Origin of the sequence: Pantoea wallisii (genome assembly GCF_002095485.1) — a bacterium.
Lineage (GTDB): Bacteria > Pseudomonadota > Gammaproteobacteria > Enterobacterales > Enterobacteriaceae > Pantoea > Pantoea wallisii.
In genome coordinates this window covers 130,306-147,876 of record NZ_MLFS01000003.1, presented here as the reverse complement: position 1 = coordinate 147,876, position 17,571 = coordinate 130,306, and the positions used below count along the sequence as shown (strand labels likewise).

The 17,571-nt window shown below is 54.5% G+C and carries 12 protein-coding genes; 8 read left to right on the top strand and 4 right to left on the bottom strand.

Annotation, left to right across the window (positions count from 1 at the left end):
• From HA48_RS02050 to HA48_RS02030, 5 genes are all read left to right on the top strand, one after another.
• The coding region (locus HA48_RS02050) for a DNA translocase FtsK (protein ID WP_244182781.1) at window positions 1–2,575 on the top strand (2,575 nt) is incomplete at its 5' end.
• 175 nt (window positions 2,576–2,750) lie between these two features.
• Window positions 2,751–3,362: an outer membrane lipoprotein periplasmic chaperone LolA gene (gene lolA, locus HA48_RS02045; RefSeq protein WP_128599553.1), complete on the top strand. Its 612-nt coding sequence runs from the start codon at window positions 2,751–2,753 to the stop codon at window positions 3,360–3,362.
• Between the two features lie 7 nt (window positions 3,363–3,369).
• Window positions 3,370–4,716 (top strand): replication-associated recombination protein A, encoded by a 1,347-nt coding sequence (locus tag HA48_RS02040; protein ID WP_128599552.1) that lies wholly within the window; start codon window positions 3,370–3,372, stop codon window positions 4,714–4,716.
• 97 nt (window positions 4,717–4,813) lie between these two features.
• The gene (gene serS, locus HA48_RS02035) at window positions 4,814–6,106 is read left to right on the top strand and encodes a serine--tRNA ligase (RefSeq protein WP_128599551.1); all 1,293 of its coding nucleotides are present in this window, start codon (window positions 4,814–4,816) and stop codon (window positions 6,104–6,106) included.
• A gap of 315 nt (window positions 6,107–6,421) precedes the next feature.
• The gene (locus HA48_RS02030) at window positions 6,422–7,573 is read left to right on the top strand and encodes an MFS transporter (protein WP_128599550.1); all 1,152 of its coding nucleotides are present in this window, start codon (window positions 6,422–6,424) and stop codon (window positions 7,571–7,573) included.
• Window positions 7,574–7,627: 54 nt separating this feature from the next.
• Here HA48_RS02030 and pflA read toward each other — a convergent pair whose 3' ends face one another.
• The 4 genes from pflA to ycaO all read right to left on the bottom strand — a co-directional run bounded on the left by pflA (window position 7,628) and on the right by ycaO (window position 13,851).
• Window positions 7,628–8,368, bottom strand: a complete 741-nt coding sequence (gene pflA, locus HA48_RS02025; protein ID WP_128599549.1) for a pyruvate formate lyase 1-activating protein — start codon at window positions 8,366–8,368, stop codon at window positions 7,628–7,630.
• 162 nt (window positions 8,369–8,530) lie between these two features.
• The gene (gene pflB / locus HA48_RS02020; RefSeq protein WP_128599548.1) at window positions 8,531–10,813 is read right to left on the bottom strand and encodes a formate C-acetyltransferase; all 2,283 of its coding nucleotides are present in this window, start codon (window positions 10,811–10,813) and stop codon (window positions 8,531–8,533) included.
• Between the two features lie 68 nt (window positions 10,814–10,881).
• The gene (focA, locus tag HA48_RS02015; RefSeq protein ID WP_128599547.1) at window positions 10,882–11,742 is read right to left on the bottom strand and encodes a formate transporter FocA; all 861 of its coding nucleotides are present in this window, start codon (window positions 11,740–11,742) and stop codon (window positions 10,882–10,884) included.
• A 345-nt stretch (window positions 11,743–12,087) separates the two neighbouring features.
• Window positions 12,088–13,851, bottom strand: a complete 1,764-nt coding sequence (ycaO, locus tag HA48_RS02010; protein WP_128599546.1) for a 30S ribosomal protein S12 methylthiotransferase accessory factor YcaO — start codon at window positions 13,849–13,851, stop codon at window positions 12,088–12,090.
• 311 nt (window positions 13,852–14,162) lie between these two features.
• On the opposite strand from ycaO, the gene serC reads away from it, so the two are divergent.
• The 3 genes from serC (at window position 14,163) to cmk (ending at window position 17,495) form a co-directional block, all read left to right on the top strand.
• Window positions 14,163–15,248 (top strand): 3-phosphoserine/phosphohydroxythreonine transaminase, encoded by a 1,086-nt coding sequence (gene serC / locus HA48_RS02005; RefSeq protein WP_128599545.1) that lies wholly within the window; start codon window positions 14,163–14,165, stop codon window positions 15,246–15,248.
• A gap of 81 nt (window positions 15,249–15,329) precedes the next feature.
• Entirely contained in the window at window positions 15,330–16,616 is a 1,287-nt protein-coding gene (gene aroA, locus HA48_RS02000) for a 3-phosphoshikimate 1-carboxyvinyltransferase (RefSeq protein ID WP_128599544.1), read from the top strand.
• 198 nt (window positions 16,617–16,814) lie between these two features.
• Complete coding sequence (gene cmk, locus HA48_RS01995; protein ID WP_128599543.1) at window positions 16,815–17,495, top strand: (d)CMP kinase; 681 nt, start codon at window positions 16,815–16,817, stop codon at window positions 17,493–17,495.
• Window positions 17,496–17,571: the final 76 nt, after the last annotated feature.

Sequence of the window (17,571 nt, the reverse complement as noted above, 5' to 3'; positions counted from 1 at the left end):
TGCCGCTCCGGTTGCCCCGGTGCCGCAACCGGCTGCGCCGGTATCGCACTATGCGGCGTCGGCATCGCAACCGGCGGTAGTCGAGCCGGCAGTTCAGCCTGCGCCTACGCGCTACCATTTTGAGATGCCCGATACACCCGCCCCGGTCTCTTTCGCGCCCGCTGAGGATGATGAGGGACCGCGCATGGGCGACTGGCAACATGCCGAACCGTTTGCCGCACCGCTTAACAGCGCAACCGCCGCAGCCGTTGGTGCAGGTGCGGTCAATGCTGCGGCCGGCGCGTCACCGTACTCGCCTGCCTTCGATGTGGTACCAGAGCGCGATTACAATCCTCAGGTAAAACAGGGGATTGGTCCGGAGCTGCCGCGTCCGAATAAAGTGAAGTTACCTACGCGTCGTGAGCTGGCCTCCTATGGCATCAAACTGCCATCACAACGCATGGCGGAAGAGAAAGCGCGTGAGGAGACGGATCTGCCAGCAGCGTCCGTCAGCAGCGTCTCTGCTCAACCCGTGCAGGAGGAGGATCAGGCTGCACTGGAGGAGGCGCAGCTGCGTGAGGCTTTCCAGTCGCAACAGCAGCAGCGCTATGGCGAAAGCTGGGAGCAGCAGCCCGAAGAGGATGACGAGGAAGCGCACCATCAGGCCCAGCTGGCAAGCCAGTTCGCTGCGCAGCAGCAACAGCGCTACACCTCAGCCGAAGCGCCGCAGAATCCGGTGTTTAACCTTGATACTGCTTCCGCTTTTGATTTCTCGCCGATGAAGGATCTGGTGGACGATAGCCCGAGCGAACCGCTGTTCACTATCGCCGCGACGCCGGATCCTGAACCGGAGACGCCAGCACAGTGGCAGCAGGCTGCGGCACCGCAGCCTGAACCGGAGGCACCGGCACAATGGCAACAGCCTGCAGCACCGCAGCCGCAGCGCCAGCCGGAAACGCTGCCGTCACTCAATGAACAGAACAGCCCATGGTCTTCGCCGGAGCCGCAACCCTACGCTGCACCGGCAGAGCCGCCTAAACCGACTGCGCCGGCGCAGGATAGCCTGTTCCATCCCTTCCTGGTACGCCATGAGCAGCCGCTGGAGAAACCCTCTACGCCACTGCCTACGCTGGATCTGCTGACCTCACCGCCGTCAGAAGAGGCGCCGGTAGATATGTTTGCACTGGAGCAGACGGCCCGTCTGGTTGAAGCACGCCTGGCGGATTATCGTGTGAAGGCGGAAGTGGTCGGTATTTCGCCAGGTCCTGTCATCACCCGTTTTGAGCTGGATCTGGCGCCGGGCGTTAAAGCCGCGCGTATCTCAAATCTGTCGCGCGACCTGGCACGTTCGCTCTCCGCCGTTGCGGTGCGCGTGGTTGAGGTTATTCCGGGTAAACCGTACGTTGGCCTGGAACTGCCGAATAAACATCGCCAGACCGTGTATCTGCGTGAAGTGCTGGATTGCGACAAATTCCGTGATAATCCATCGCCGCTCGCGGTCGTGCTGGGGAAAGATATCTCCGGGCAACCGGTGGTCGCTGACCTGGCAAAAATGCCGCATTTACTGGTTGCCGGTACAACCGGTTCCGGTAAGTCAGTCGGCGTTAACACCATGATCATCAGCATGCTGTATAAAGCCACGCCGGAAGAGGTGCGCTTTATCATGATCGACCCGAAAATGCTTGAGCTGTCGGTGTATGAAGGCATTCCACATCTGCTGACGGAGGTCGTCACCGACATGAAGGACGCCGCCAATGCGCTGCGCTGGAGTGTGGTGGAGATGGAGCGTCGCTATAAGCTGATGTCTGCGCTGGGCGTACGTAATCTTGCCGGGTACAACGAGAAGATCGAGCAAGCCGCCGCGATGGGCCGCCCCATTCCGGACCCATTCTGGAAGCCAGGTGACAGCATGGATATGACGCCGCCGGTACTGGAAAAGCTGCCTTACATTGTCGTACTGGTTGACGAGTTCGCCGATCTGATGATGGCGGTAGGCAAAAAAGTGGAAGAGCTGATCGCGCGCCTGGCGCAGAAAGCGCGTGCGGCAGGTATTCATCTGGTGCTCGCGACTCAGCGTCCGTCAGTGGATGTGATCACGGGTCTGATTAAAGCGAACATTCCAACCCGTATCGCCTTTACCGTCTCCAGTAAGATCGACTCCCGCACCATCCTCGATCAGGGTGGCGCAGAGTCGCTGCTGGGCATGGGTGACATGCTCTATATGCCACCGAACTCCTCTATGCCGGTGCGTGTGCACGGTGCCTTTGTGCGCGATCAGGAAGTACATGCGGTAGTGCAGGACTGGAAAGCACGCGGTCGCCCGCAATATATTGAAAGCATCACCGCGGGCGAAGAGAGCGACAGCGCGGGTGGCGGTATCGACGGCGATGAAGAGCTTGATCCGCTGTTTGACCAGGCGGTTGCTTTTATCGTGGAAAAACGCCGTGCATCCATCTCCGGTGTGCAGCGTCAGTTCCGCATCGGCTATAACCGTGCTGCCCGTATTATTGAGCAGATGGAAGCGCAGGGCATTGTCTCTGAACCGGGCCATAACGGTAACCGTGAAGTTCTCTCTCCGCCGCCTCACGAGATGTAAATCCAACGCAACGCAGCGTTCTCTTCGGGCCAGTGAAAACTGGCCCGTTGTTTATCTGCAGCGTTATCCCCATATCGTTGGGAGCTTTCAGCTTTTTCTCCTGTCGAAGAGAGAGGATGGCAACTACGTTTAATGCAGTAAGTGTCGGGAAACCATAAATAAGGAATCGAATCAGATGAAATTACGCGTTATTGCCTGCGGCCTGCTGGCCAGCTTTGTCTCTGCTTCCGTACTGGCCGATGCGACCAGCGATTTACAACAGCGGCTGAACAAAGTGAACAGTTTTCACGCCAGCTTCAGTCAGAAAGTGACCGATGGCAGCGGGGCGAACGTGCAGGATGGTGAAGGAGAGCTGTGGGTAAAACGTCCCAGCCTGTTCAACTGGCATATGACGGCGCCGGATGAGAGCGTCATTATCTCCGATGGCAAAAATCTCTGGTTCTACAATCCGTTTGTTGAGCAGGCCAGTGTTAGCCTGCTGCAGAACGCAACCAGCAACACGCCGTTTATGCTGATTGCCCGTAACCAGCCCGGCGACTGGCAGCAGTACAACATTAAACAGCAGGGCGATAACTTCGAGCTGACCCCAAAAAGCAGTGACGGCAACCTGAAGCAATTCACCATTAATGTGACCTCTTCAGGCACTATCAATCAGTTTAGCGCCATCGAGCAGGATGGTCAGCGCAGCAGTTATCAGCTGAAGAGCCAGAAAAACGGTGCGATTAGCCCGGACAAGTTCACCTTTACGCCGCCAAAAGGGGTAACGGTGGACGATCAACGTCAGTGAGGTGGTAGTGAGTAATCTGTCGCTGGACTTTGCCCCTTCAAATGAGTTCAAACCGCTGGCTGCGCGTATGCGGCCGGCGACGCTGCAACAGTATATCGGTCAGCAGCACTTACTGGCCGCCGGTAAGCCGCTGCCGCGCGCTATTGAAGCCGGGCATCTGCACTCAATGATTTTGTGGGGGCCGCCCGGCACAGGTAAAACCACGCTGGCAGAGATCATTGCCCATTATGGTAAAGCCGATGTCGAACGCATCTCAGCTGTCACGTCCGGTGTCAAAGAGATCCGTGAGGCGATTGAACGCGCCCGCCAGAATCGTCAGGTCGGGCGTCGTACCATTCTGTTTGTTGATGAGGTACACCGCTTCAATAAAAGTCAGCAGGATGCGTTTCTGCCGCATATTGAAGATGGCACCATTACATTTATTGGTGCTACGACGGAGAACCCGTCGTTTGAACTCAATTCAGCGCTATTGTCCCGGGCGCGCGTCTATTTACTGAAATCGCTTACCACGGACGATATTGAACAGGTGCTGCAGCAGGCGATGGAGGATAAAGCACGCGGTTATGGCGAGAGCGATATCCTGCTGCCCGACAATACGCGCCGTATGATTGCTGAACTGGTTAACGGTGATGCCCGGCGAGCGCTGAATACGCTGGAGATGATGGCGGATATGGCCGAGCTTAACGGGCAAGGCCAGCGCGAACTGACGCCGCAGTTGCTTAACGAAGTCTCGGGTGAGCGGGCGGCGCGTTTCGATAATAAGGGCGATCGCTTTTACGATCTCATCTCCGCCTTACATAAATCAGTACGCGGCTCAGCGCCCGATGCCGCGCTCTACTGGTATGCACGTATCATCACTGCCGGCGGCGATCCGCTCTATGTCGCACGGCGCCTGCTGGCGATCGCTTCTGAAGATGTAGGCAATGCCGATCCGCGCGCGATGCAGGTAGCCATTGCTGCCTGGGACTGTTTTACCCGGGTCGGTCCGGCCGAGGGTGAGCGCGCGATTGCGCAGGCGATTGTCTACCTGGCCTGTGCACCGAAGAGTAATGCTGTTTACACCGCGTTTAAAGCGGCGATGCGCGATGCGAGGGAACATGCAGATTACGATGTGCCGGAGCACTTGCGTAATGCGCCAACGAAGCTGATGAAAGAGATGGGGCTGGGCAAAGAGTACCGTTATGCCCATGACGAGCCCAACGCCTACGCCGCCGGCGAAGTGTTTTTCCCCCCCGAAATGGCACAAACACGCTACTACCATCCCACCAATCGGGGCCTTGAAGGGAAGATTGGCGAAAAACTCGCCTGGCTTGCTGAACAGGATCAAAATAGCCCGATAAAACGCTACCGCTGATAAACGCGTTACGGTAAGGTGAGTAAGGAATTCAATGCATTCCAGTGGAATGCATCCCTTCATTCGTTCAATCAACCTTTTATTACACAGGATAAGCATGCTCGATCCCAATCTGCTGCGTAACGAGCCAGACGCAGTCGCAGAAAAACTGGCACGCCGGGGATTTAAACTGGATGTGGAAACGCTGCGCGCGCTCGAAGAGCGTCGTAAAGTGTTGCAGGTAGAAACGGAAAATCTGCAGGCTGAGCGTAACTCCCGATCCAAATCCATCGGCCAGGCCAAAGCACGTGGGGAAGACATCGAGCCGCTGCGTCAGGAAGTGAACACGCTGGGCGAACGCCTGGATGCGGCAAAAGCAGAACTGGATGCCCTGCAGAACGAAATCCGTGATTTTGCGCTGGCACTGCCAAATATGCCGGCGGATGAAGTCCCCCTGGGTAAAGATGACAGCGAAAACCAGGAAGTGAGCCGCTGGGGCCAGCCGCGCCAGTTCGATTTCCCGGTAAAAGATCATGTTGAGCTGGGTGAAGCGGTTAAAGGTCTGGATTTTGCGGCGGCAGTGAAGCTGACCGGCTCCCGTTTCATCGTGATGCAGGGCCAGATTGCCCGTCTGCATCGCGCGCTGAGCCAGTTCATGATTGACCTGCACACGCAGCAGCATGGCTATCTCGAAACCTACGTGCCTTATCTGGTGAATCACGAAACGCTATACGGTACGGGTCAATTGCCGAAGTTTGGTGAGGACCTGTTCCATACCAAGCCACTCGGTGAAGAGGCTGGCAGCAGCAACTATGCGCTTATCCCCACGGCGGAAGTACCGCTGACGAACCTGGTACGTGACGAGATCGTTGAAGAAGAGAATCTGCCGATCAAACTCACGGCGCATACGCCATGCTTCCGCTCTGAAGCAGGTTCATACGGCCGCGACACGCGCGGATTAATCCGTATGCACCAGTTTGACAAAGTTGAGATGGTGCATATTGTCGCACCGGAAACCTCAATGGATGCGCTGGAGGAGCTGGTTGGTCATGCAGAGAAAGTGCTGCAGCTGCTGAATCTGCCGTACCGCAAGGTGCTGCTCTGCACCGGTGATATGGGCTTTGGTTCGGCCAAGACTTATGATCTGGAAGTCTGGCTGCCCGCACAGGACACTTATCGTGAGATCTCATCCTGCTCCAACATGTGGGATTTCCAGGCGCGCCGCATGCAGGCACGCTGCCGCAGCAAAACCGATAAGAAGCCGCGTTTAGTGCACACGCTGAACGGATCGGGTCTGGCCGTGGGGCGTACCCTGGTCGCTGTGCTGGAAAACTATCAGCAGGCTGATGGCCGTATCGCTGTGCCGGATGTACTGCGTCCTTATATGGGCGGCCTTGAGTTTATTGGCTGATTGACTTCTGAATAATTAAACCCGGCAACGCCGGGTTTTTTTATTTCTTAAGCGCGCAGCGCTATTTTTTTTAAGCAAAATTTATCAGAAATAAAAGTTATCGATAATGAGCGCAGCGAAACGGCTTAAATGTATAAATTCATAGAGATAGCTAGCCATCTAAGACCTTTCTGGTCTCCCTTAAGCTGTTGAAGATAAAAAAAATAAATTGTTCCTCAGCAATTTGTGCGGCGGCGATTTTTTGCACATTGACTTTACTTTTGCCAGTGGCAAACTGCGCGCAAATATCTTCCTCTCTTGTGGTTTTTAACTTCTATGTCAACCTGGTCACGCCCCGTCATGCTGCTGCTTTGCGGCCTGATGCTTATGACGGTGTCTATTGCTGTGCTTAATACGCTGGTGCCGTTATGGCTTACTCACGATCAACTGCCCACCTGGCAGGTGGGAATGGCGAGCTCATCGTATTATACCGGCAATCTGTTGGGCACATTGCTGGCGGGCTGGCTGATCAACCGTTATGGTTTTAACCGCTGCTTCTACCTTGCCAGCGTATTGTTTGCCTTTGCGACCATGAGCATGGTACTGCTGGAAGGGTTCTACAGCTGGACACTGCTGCGTTTTACCGCCGGTGTGGGCTGTGCGTTGATTTGGGTCGTGGTGGAGAGCGCGCTGCTGTGCAGCGGTACGGTACGCAATCGGGGCCAGCTGCTGGCCGCCTATATGATCATTTACTACCTCGGCACCGTTGCTGGTCAGCTGCTGGTTAGCCGCGTCTCCACGGAGTTACTCCACGTTATCCCCTGGGTGACGGCGCTGATTGTTTGCGCTGTGCTGCCTGTGGTCTTTGTGCGCGTCAATGCCGGTGCCGCCACCGAAGAGGCCTCTACTACGCGTATCTGGAGTATGTTGCGTCGTCGCAGCTCGCGCCTTGGCATCAATGGCTGCATTATCTCCGGGATTGTTCTGGGCTCACTCTACGGCCTGATGCCACTCTATCTCTCTCATCAGGGTATGAGCGATGCCAATGTGGGCTACTGGATGGCGCTGCTGGTAAGCGCGGGTATTGTCGGTCAGTGGCCGGTAGGGCGCCTGGCCGATCGCTTCGGGCGGCTGATGGTGCTGCGTGTTCAGGTATTTGTGGTGATTCTGGGTGCTATCGCGATGCTTGGCGATACGGCAATGGCACCTGCGCTGTTTGTACTGGGTCTGGCAGGTTTTACGCTCTATCCGGTGGCAATGTCATGGGCATGTGAAACAGTGGCGCACCATGAACTGGTGGCGATGAATCAGGCGCTGCTGTTCAGCTATACGGTAGGCAGCCTGGTTGGCCCGGGGATGACCTCCATGCTGATGCAGAACTACTCCGATCGCCTGCTGTTTGTGATGATAGCCGCTGTCGCCCTGGTGTATCTGGTTATGCTGCTTCGTAAGGCGGATCAGCAGGCGACACCTGTGGCGCATGCCTGAAAGCATCAACCATAAAAAAGGGGGAGCCTTGAGCTCCCCTTTGCCTTTTCTGTGTTAATACATTACGTTGTGACCGTAACCGGCGAGAATGTTTTTTACCCGCTCCATGGTCTCTTTCGTCGGCGGCTTCACGCCATCGAGCTTGTACTCTTCACCCATAGCAATCCACTTATGCTTGCCTAATTCGTGATAAGGCAGCAGCTCAATCTTCTCAATATTATCCATATCTTTGGTGAACTCCCCAAGACGATGCACAGAATCGTCGTCATCAGAGTAGCCCGGTACAACGACATAGCGAATCCATGTGCGTTTCCCCCGCTTTTGCAGATAGCGGGCAAAGTCCATTGTGCGATGGTTAGAGACGCCCACCAGAATCTGGTGCACGTCATCATTGATCTGTTTCAGATCGAGCATAACCAGGTCCGTGACATCAAGCAGTTCATCAATCACCGGATCGTAACGGCGTACAAAGCCGTTGGTATCCAGACAGGTATGAATGCCTTCCGCTTTACAGGCGCGAAACCAGTCGCGCACGAACTCTGCCTGCAGAATCGCTTCGCCGCCTGAAGCGGTCACGCCGCCGCCCGAAGCATTCATAAAGTGGCGATAGGCCAGCACATCTTTCATTAACTCTTCCACGGTCACCTCCTTACCACCGTGCGTGTCCCACGTATCACGGTTGTGGCAATAGAGGCAGCGCATCAGGCAGCCCTGGAAGAAGGTGATAAAGCGGATGCCGGGACCGTCAACGGTGCCGCAGGATTCAAACGAGTGGATACGACCGATGGTTGACATTGCGATGTACTCTCCGGTTCAGCCCAGACATCGGGCGGCACAATCTGTGCTGTGCTCTAAGGATGGAAGTCGATTTTGCCAGGCCGCCTGATGAGGCAGGCTGGCAAAACGGACTTGTGGAGAAAAGGCCCCCGCAGGAGCCTTTTGTTCAGAAGGGCCGGATTACAGTGACGCCGTAAAGGTTCGGGTTATCACGTCCTGCTGCTGCTCTTTGGTCAGCGAGTTGAAGCGTACAGCATAGCCGGAAACGCGGATGGTGAGCTGAGGATATTTTTCCGGATGCTCCATCGCATCCAGCAACATCTCACGGTTCATCACGTTAACGTTCAGGTGCTGACCGCCCTCAATGTTAGCTTCATGGTGGAAGTAACCATCCATCAAGCCTGCAAGGTTGGTTTTACGCACGTTATCATCTTTACCCAAGGCATTCGGCACGATGGAGAAGGTGTACGAGATACCATCTTTCGCGTAGGCAAAGGGCAGTTTAGCCACGGAGGTCAGCGAGGCGACTGCACCTTTCTGGTCACGTCCGTGCATCGGGTTAGCGCCCGGGCCAAACGGTGCACCTGCGCGGCGACCATCCGGCGTGTTACCGGTTTTCTTACCGTAAACCACGTTAGACGTAATGGTCAGTACTGACTGAGTAGGCACGGCGTTGCGATAGGTCGGCAGTTTCTGAATTTTCTTCATGAAACGTTCAACGAGATCGCAGGCCATATCGTCCACGCGTGAGTCATTATTACCAAACTGCGGATATTCGCCTTCAATCTCGAAGTCAACGGCAAGACCGTCTGCATCACGCACCGGTTTCACTTTGGCGTACTTGATGGCTGAGAGTGAGTCCGCAGCCACTGACAATCCGGCGATACCGCACGCCATGGTGCGATAGACATCACGATCGTGCAGCGCCATCAGTGAGGCTTCATAGCTGTACTTATCGTGCATGTAATGGATGATGTTCAGTGATGTCACGTACTGTTTAGCCAGCCAGTCCATGAAGTGATCCAGGCGCGCCATTACGGTATCGTAATCAAGGACATCATCCGTGATCGGGGCCTCTTTTGGACCAACCTGGATTTTCAGTTTCTCGTCAACGCCGCCGTTGATCGCGTAAAGCAGCGTTTTCGCCAGGTTGGCACGCGCGCCGAAGAACTGCATCTGCTTGCCAACAATCATCGGGCTTACGCAGCAGGCGATAGCGTAGTCGTCGTTATCGAAATCCGGACGCATCAGATCGTCATTCTCGTACTGCAGAGAAGAGGTGTCGATAGAGACTTTTGCCGCATATTTCTTGAAGTTAACCGGCAGCTTCTCAGACCAGAGAATGGTCATGTTAGGTTCAGGCGAAGGGCCCATGGTGTACAGGGTGTTCAGGAAACGGAAAGTGCTTTTGGTCACCAGCGTACGGCCATCAACGCCCATACCTGCCAGAGATTCTGTGGCCCAGATTGGGTCACCAGAGAACAGCTCATCATATTCTGGCGTGCGCAGGAAACGCACCATACGCAGCTTCATCACCAGATGGTCAATCAACTCCTGTGCCTGCTCTTCGCTCAGCTTACCGGCTTTAATATCACGTTCGATATAGACATCCAGGAAGGTTGATACGCGGCCAAAGGACATGGCGGCGCCATTCTGTGATTTTACCGCAGCCAGATAGCCGAAGTAGGTCCACTGTACCGCTTCCTGCGCAGTAGTGGCAGGCAGAGAGATATCGTAACCGTATTTAGCGGCCATCTCTTTAATCTGGCCCAGTGCGCGGTGCTGCTCGGAGATCTCTTCACGCAAACGGATAGTAGCTTCCAGATCGGTGCCATTCTCCATGTCGTGTTGCAGTGAATTGAACTGCGCCACTTTATCTTTCATCAGGTAATCGATGCCGTAGAGGGCTACGCGGCGGTAATCACCAATGATGCGACCACGCCCATACGCGTCCGGCAGACCGGTCAGTACGCCTGACTTGCGGCAGCGCAGGATATCGGGTGTATAGACGTCAAACACGCCCTGGTTGTGTGTCTTACGGTAGTCGGTAAAGACTTTTTTCAGCGCCGGATCCAGCTCACGACCATAAACTTTGCAGGAGCCCTCAACCATTTTGATGCCGCCAAACGGGATGATGGCGCGTTTCAGCGGTGCTTCGGTCTGCAGACCGACGATAGTTTCAAGGGATTTGTTAATGTAGCCCGCGTCGTGCGAGGTAATGGTAGAGGCTAAATCAGTATCGAAATCGACCGGTGCGTGCGTGCGGTTCTCGATTTTAATGCCTTCGAGCACGCTGTCCCACAGTTGCGTGGTGGCAGGTGTGGCCCCGGCCAGGAATGCTTCGTCACCTTCATACGGCGTATAGTTCTTCTGGATAAAGTCACGGACGTTGACGCTATTTTGCCACTCACCGGCGCTAAATCCTTCCCAGGCTGACGCCATTTTTTCATTCAGTTCGGACATGATATACCTGCCTTATTTAGGGAGACTGTCACGAGTGGCGCGCCCGGGGGCGCGCCCGTAATCATTACTTAATGCGCTGGCTCATCGCCGCGCAGATAGATAACCCAGTAGGTCAAACCGACCAGTAATCCGCCGCCAATAATGTTGCCGAGGGTTACCGGAATCAGGTTGTTAATAATAAAATCACCTACGTCGAGCGCCGGAAACTGTGCGGCACTTGCGCCGGTCATCTGCCAGAATTCCGGTGTGGCAAAATCACGGATGATGATGGCCATAGGAATCAAAAACATGTTGGCGATGCTGTGTTCAAAGCCGCAGGCGACAAACATGGCCACGGGTAAAATCATGGCAACCATTTTGTCGAGCAGGCTACGGCCGGAGTAGCTCATCCAGACGGCAAGACACACCATTAGATTGGCCAGTGTCCCGAGGCTGACCGCTTCGATAAACGTATGATGCATTTTATGATCGGCGGTTTGTAAGACATTCAGGCCCCATGCGCCATTGGCGACCATGTGCTCGCCTGCGAGCCAGATCAGCATGACGAAAAACAGTGCGCCGCACAGATTGCCGACATAGACGTTTAACCAGTGACGGCCCAGCTGCAGCCAGGTAATGCGGCCACTGGCTTTCGCCACCACAATCAGCACGGTAGAGGTGAACAGATCGGCACCGCACACCACCACAAGCATTAAACCGAGTGAAAAGCAGATGCCACCTATCAGTTTGGCAATGCCATAAGGCATCACGCCGCTGCCGGTGGTGGCGGTGATATAGAAGACAAACGCAATTGAAATAAATACGCCAGCTGTAATCGCAAGAAAGAATGTCGTCAGAGGATGTTTAGTCGCTTTATAGACACCGGCGTCTTCTGCAACTTTTGCCATTGCTGCCGGTAAGAGTGAATTAAAAGGGTTGTCAGCTTTCACACTAACGCTCTCCTGAAATTGCCTGTAAAGATACTAACAAAGGAGTATAGGTCAGTAATTGATATGGATCATATTTGCCGAAGCGGTGGGGGTAAGCGAAGGCGTAAAGTAGGGTTTTAATTCCATAACTTTATGATAATTAAAATAAAAATAATTTTTAATTTATGCAAAAAAATTTGATGCCTTCTGTCTGCGGTCGTTTTTATTGTTAACTGTAGCCACTTAATGAAAATAAGTTGTGATCTAATATGGCGAGAAGTTTGAAGCTCTTTTATTACATGAAAAGGGCACTGGATTATCCAGTGCCCTATATTTATCAGATGCTACTTAACGGCAATAAAATAATTATTTGGCAGACCAGTAACGACGCTTGGCGGCCTGAAGTTTTTCATAAGCTGCCAGCAATGCCTGGTGTGCCGGGAAGGCTTTCAGGTCAGGATCGACCGCCTGCAGGCCATAAAATGGCGCTTCACCGCTTATCGCTGCAGAAGCAGCTTCCACCGCCGTTTCGCCATACATGCGCACAAACGCACGATGGTATTGCACTGGATCACGCTCCTCTTCCATCGCCAGCAGCAGCAGCGTCTGCAGGCAGCGATAGTAGTTTGCACGCGCTTCGCTGAAGATTGACTGGTTAAACTCCATCGTCCACTCGGTCCAGATCAGCGCCTGATCCAGATCCCCGCCCGCCAGAGCCAGCATAGCTTTCAGCTCACCGATGCGCAGGGTATACCAGCCATTATCTTTCCCGGACGCCAGGCCAAGCAGTTCACGCACGCGCGTAAAATCATCATGACCCTCTTCATCCAGCTGGACGATCAGATCAAGGTAAGCTTCAGGCTCCCACTGGCTGGCAGGCAGCGCCAGCAGTGTTTCACGCAGTGATGCACCCATATTGTTGTTTGCCAGCAGCAGATCTTCTGCCGGATAGATATCCGACATGCCTGGAACGATGATGCGGCAGGCATATACGCCCAGATGTTCGTAATCGGCAATATAGACCTCCTGATCTTCCGCGCGGAAGATGGCCATAAGCGTATCGAACTCTTCGTGGGTGTTACCAGCAAAGCTCCAGTCGACAAACGGATAATCAGCATCGTCCTTGAACATATCCCAGGAGATTAAGCCGCTTGAATCGATGAAGTGCGTCTCAAGGTTGGCATGCTCTGCTACTTCTTCGTCATCGAAGGTTGGCGGTGTGAATACGTCCAGATCTTTCAGGCCGCGCCCCTGAAGCAGCTCGGTGACGGTACGCTCCAGTGCAACACCGAAGTCCGGGTGCGCACCGAATGAGGCGAAGCAGGTGCCGTTAGCGGGGTTAAACAGAACCACGCAGATGACCGGATATTTGCCACCCAGTGACGCGTCATACGAGAAGATAGGGAAACCTTCCGCTTCAAGGCGGTCAATCGCTTCGACCACGCCCGGATAGCGCTGCATCACCGCTTGCGGAATCTCCGGCAGGCTGATCGACTCAGCGATGATGCGGTTTTTAATATGACGCTCAAACACCTCGGACAAACCCTGTACGCGCGCTTCGTTAGCCGTATTTCCTGCTGACATACCGTTTGATACGTACAGGTTTCCGATGATGTTCATTGGAATATAGACAGTCTGCTGATCCGATTGACGGGTGAACGGCAGGCCACAGATTCCGCGCTGCGCATTACCGGATTGCAGATCCACCAGATCGGTGGCGCTCAGGCTCGCTTCCGGATCGTAAAACGCGTGCAGGCGGGCATCAAGGATACCTTGCGGCAGGCTGCCATCTTCCGGCAGCGGGAACCACTTCTCGTTGGGATAGTGTACGAATTCGCCGTTGGCAATGGATTCACCCAGCCAGAAATCCGCAAAGAAATAGTTGGTGGAGAGACGCTCAAAGTATTCGCCCAGTGCTGAAGCCAGCGCCGCCTTTTTACTGGCACCTTTGCCATTGGTAAAGCACAGCGGGCAGTCACGATCGCGGATATGCACTGACCAGACGTGCGGAACCGGATTAAGCCAGGATGCCTCTTCAATATTGAAACCCAGGTCCTGCAGTTTCTGCTGGAAGCGTGCGATGGAGTCTTCCAGTGCGGCGTCTTTACCTGGAATAAACGTTTGCGTCATGGTGCGCTCTCTCAAGTCGATGGGGTGGGGCGTAAAGCGCGCAATAATACGGGTTTTACGCGTGCTTCGCTATTGGTCGGCTAAATTTCTGCCGGCATTGTTACCGCTTTTTATCTGCGATGCAGCCTCTCTGTTTCACACCAGGAGTGCGCCTCACAAAATTCCGCGGCTGGTTACATTCATGACATAAGCTGCGGTGGAGGCCGATCCGGAAATGTGATCGCTGCCGGATAAATGATTGCAGCCATCCGGAGGCAATGATACAACCGATAGGTATTCATAACCGTTCGATATGACAGTGGTGAGGGGAAATGACGCAGGTTTACAATTTTAGCTCCGGGCCGGCCATGTTGCCGCAGGAAGTGCTCCGTCGTGCAGAACAGGAGCTGACAAACTGGCGCGGTTTAGGCACCTCGGTGATGGAGATCAGTCACCGCAGCAAAGAGTTCATTGAGGTCGCGGAAGCGGCGGAACAGGATTTTCGCGATCTGCTAAAAATCCCAGCCAACTACAAAGTATTATTCTGCCACGGCGGCGCGCGTGGGCAGTTTGCTGCGATTCCGGGCAACCTGCTGGGCGAGGCAACCTCAGCTGACTATATCGACGGTGGCTACTGGGCACACAGCGCGATAAAAGAAGCGGAAAAATTCTGCTCACCAAACACCATCGACATTAAAACCACCCTTGACGGTAAACGCGCACTGCGCCCTATGCGTGAATGGCAGCTGAACGATAACGCCGCCTATGTGCATTTCTGTCCGAACGAAACCATTGATGGCATCGCAATTGATGAAGAGCCGGATTTTGGTGACAAAGTGGTGGTTGCTGACCTCTCCTCAACTATTCTGTCACGCCCGATTGATGTCAGCCGTTATGGTTTGATCTATGCCGGCGCGCAAAAAAATATCGGACCGGCCGGCTTGACGCTGGTGGTAGTACGCGAGGATCTGCTGGGCAAGGCCCAACGCTGGGTACCTTCTATTCTCGACTATAAAGTACTGGCGGAAAACGACTCTATGTTTAACACCCCGCCAACGTTCGCCTGGTATCTCTCTGGTCTGGTCTTTAAGTGGCTGAAAGAGAAGGGCGGTGTGGCCGAGATGAATAAGACTAATCAGGCAAAAGCCGATCTCTTATATGGCGTAATTGATCAGAGCAACTTCTACCGTAATGAAGTCGCCTCTGCAAACCGCTCCCGCATGAACGTCCCCTTCCAGCTGGCAGACGCTGCGCTGGACAAACTCTTCCTTGAAGAGTCACAGAAGGCGGGTCTGCATGCGTTGAAAGGCCATCGTGTGGTTGGCGGCATGCGTGCCTCGATCTACAATGCGATGCCGCTGGAAGGTGTAAAAGCGCTGACCGACTTCATGATCGACTTTGAGCGTCGTCACGGCTAATCATTCGTTATATGCCGGTTTATCTGGTGTCAGGCCCCGTCACAGGACGGGGTCTCGTATTTTCTGGAGATTTAGTTTCACATGCAGGACTCCCTGACTCTACAACCGATCGCCCGCGTTGACGGCACGGTAAACTTACCGGGTTCGAAAAGCGTTTCGAATCGCGCACTTTTACTGGCAGCACTGGCAAAGGGGACAACGCGTCTGACCAATTTGCTGGACAGTGATGACGTCAAACATATGCTGAACGCGCTGAAAGCGCTGGGCGTCAGCTACACCTTGTCTGCCGACCGTACCGTGTGCGAAGTCACCGGTAATGCGGGTCCGCTGCAGGCTACGCAGCCGCTGGAGCTTTTCCTTGGCAACGCCGGCACCGCAATGCGCCCGCTGGCTGCTGCACTGTGTCTGGGAGAACAATCTGTGGTGCTGACCGGCGAACCGCGCATGAAAGAGCGTCCCATCGGACACCTGGTTGATGCACTGCGTCAGGGCGGTGCCAGCATCGATTATCTGGAACAGACCGATTACCCACCGCTGCGGTTAAAAGGCGGTTTTACCGGCGGTAATGTGAGCGTAGACGGCAGCGTTTCCAGCCAGTTCCTGACCGCACTGCTGATGACCGCACCGCTGGCGCAGCAGGACACCACAATCAGCATCAAGGGCGATCTGGTTTCTAAACCTTATATTGATATCACCCTACACCTGATGCGCCGTTTTGGTGTCGAAGTTGATAATCAAAACTACCAGCGCTTTGTGATAAAGGGCCAGCAGCAGTATCACTCGCCGGGCGACTACCTGGTAGAGGGTGATGCATCCTCTGCCTCCTATTTCCTTGCCGCCGCCGCCATTAAAGGTGGCACCGTACGTGTCACCGGTATTGGCCGCAACAGCGTACAGGGCGACATTCGCTTTGCTGATGTGCTGGAGAAAATGGGAGCGGTGATTGAGTGGGGCGATGACTACATTGCCTGTACCCGCGGGGCGTTAAACGGCATCGATATGGATATGAATCACATTCCGGATGCGGCAATGACCATTGCGACCACTGCACTGTTTGCGCAGGGCACAACGCTAATGCGTAACATCTATAACTGGCGTGTTAAAGAGACCGACCGCCTGGCGGCGATGACAACCGAACTGCGTAAAGTAGGGGCCGAAGTCGAAGAGGGCCATGATTTTATACGTGTGACGCCGCCCGCGCAGCTGCAGCATGCTGATATTGGCACCTATAACGATCATCGCATGGCGATGTGTTTCTCCCTGGTTGCGCTGTCAGACACTCCGGTAACTATCCTGGATCCCGGCTGTACGGCGAAGACTTTCCCGGATTACTTCCAGCAATTAGCAAAAATCAGTCACGCCTCCTGATCTGCCTGCCCGGTATCGATGTGCCGGGCATCTCTGCTTCCTGCTGGCCTTACCGGTGGGAAATTCTTCTGAATCTGTCGAAATTTCTGGTGCTGTCTACGCTAAAGGGTAACCAAGCTGACGCGGGCAGCGTATAATGCCGCGCAATCCAGACAGCCAAGAAGGCTGATAATAAGTATGCAGCAACAGGAGAGAACCATGACGGCAATCGCCCCGGTAATTACCATTGATGGTCCAAGTGGCGCAGGTAAAGGGACATTATGTAAAGCGATGGCGGAGTCATTGCAGTGGCATCTGCTGGATTCTGGCGCGATTTATCGCGTGCTGGCGCTGGCAGCCCTGCATCATCAGGTCGATATCGAGTCTGAAGAGGCGCTGGTGCCAATGGCCGCGCACCTTGATGTGCGTTTTCTGTCCGTCGATGGCGAGATGCAGGTGGTACTGGAAGGTGAAGACGTGACCGGCGAAATTCGCACGCAGGAGGTCAGTAACACGGCTTCACGCGTGGCGGCCTTTCCCCGGGTACGCGAGGCCCTGCTACGTCGTCAGCGCGCCTTCCGTGAAGAGCCCGGTCTGATCGCCGATGGTCGGGATATGGGCACGGTAGTGTTCCCGGATGCTCCGGTTAAAATTTTCCTCGACGCCAGCTCAGAAGAGCGTGCGCATCGCCGTATGCTACAGTTGCAGGAAAAGGGCTTTAATGTTAACTTTGATCGCCTTTTATCCGAGATAAAAGAGCGCGACGACCGCGATCGTAATCGTGCCATCGCGCCATTGGTGCCCGCCGCTGATGCTCTGGTGCTGGATTCAACCAGTATGTCCATTGAGCAGGTGATTGAAAAGGCACTGGATTATGCCCGCCAAAAGCTGGGCATTTAATCTTTTTAAAACCGAATTGTAGTAACCCTGTACCACGGATCCGGTGCCGGGCATGTGAAACAACCCCATCCGACAA

Excerpts from the sequence above, each read along its gene's own strand:
- ycaO (WP_128599546.1), bottom strand. The coding sequence starts at position 13,851 with ATGACGCAAACGTTTATTCCAGGTAAAGACGCCGCACTGGAAGACTCC.
- cmk (WP_128599543.1), top strand. The coding sequence starts at position 16,815 with ATGACGGCAATCGCCCCGGTAATTACCATTGATGGTCCAAGTGGCGCA.
- pflB (WP_128599548.1), bottom strand. The coding sequence starts at position 10,813 with ATGTCCGAACTGAATGAAAAAATGGCGTCAGCCTGGGAAGGATTTAGC.
- serC (WP_128599545.1), top strand. The coding sequence starts at position 14,163 with ATGACGCAGGTTTACAATTTTAGCTCCGGGCCGGCCATGTTGCCGCAG.
- pflA (WP_128599549.1), bottom strand. The coding sequence starts at position 8,368 with ATGTCAACCATCGGTCGTATCCACTCGTTTGAATCCTGCGGCACCGTT.
- HA48_RS02030 (WP_128599550.1), top strand. The coding sequence starts at position 6,422 with ATGTCAACCTGGTCACGCCCCGTCATGCTGCTGCTTTGCGGCCTGATG.
- aroA (WP_128599544.1), top strand. The coding sequence starts at position 15,330 with ATGCAGGACTCCCTGACTCTACAACCGATCGCCCGCGTTGACGGCACG.
- serS (WP_128599551.1), top strand. The coding sequence starts at position 4,814 with ATGCTCGATCCCAATCTGCTGCGTAACGAGCCAGACGCAGTCGCAGAA.
- lolA (WP_128599553.1), top strand. The coding sequence starts at position 2,751 with ATGAAATTACGCGTTATTGCCTGCGGCCTGCTGGCCAGCTTTGTCTCT.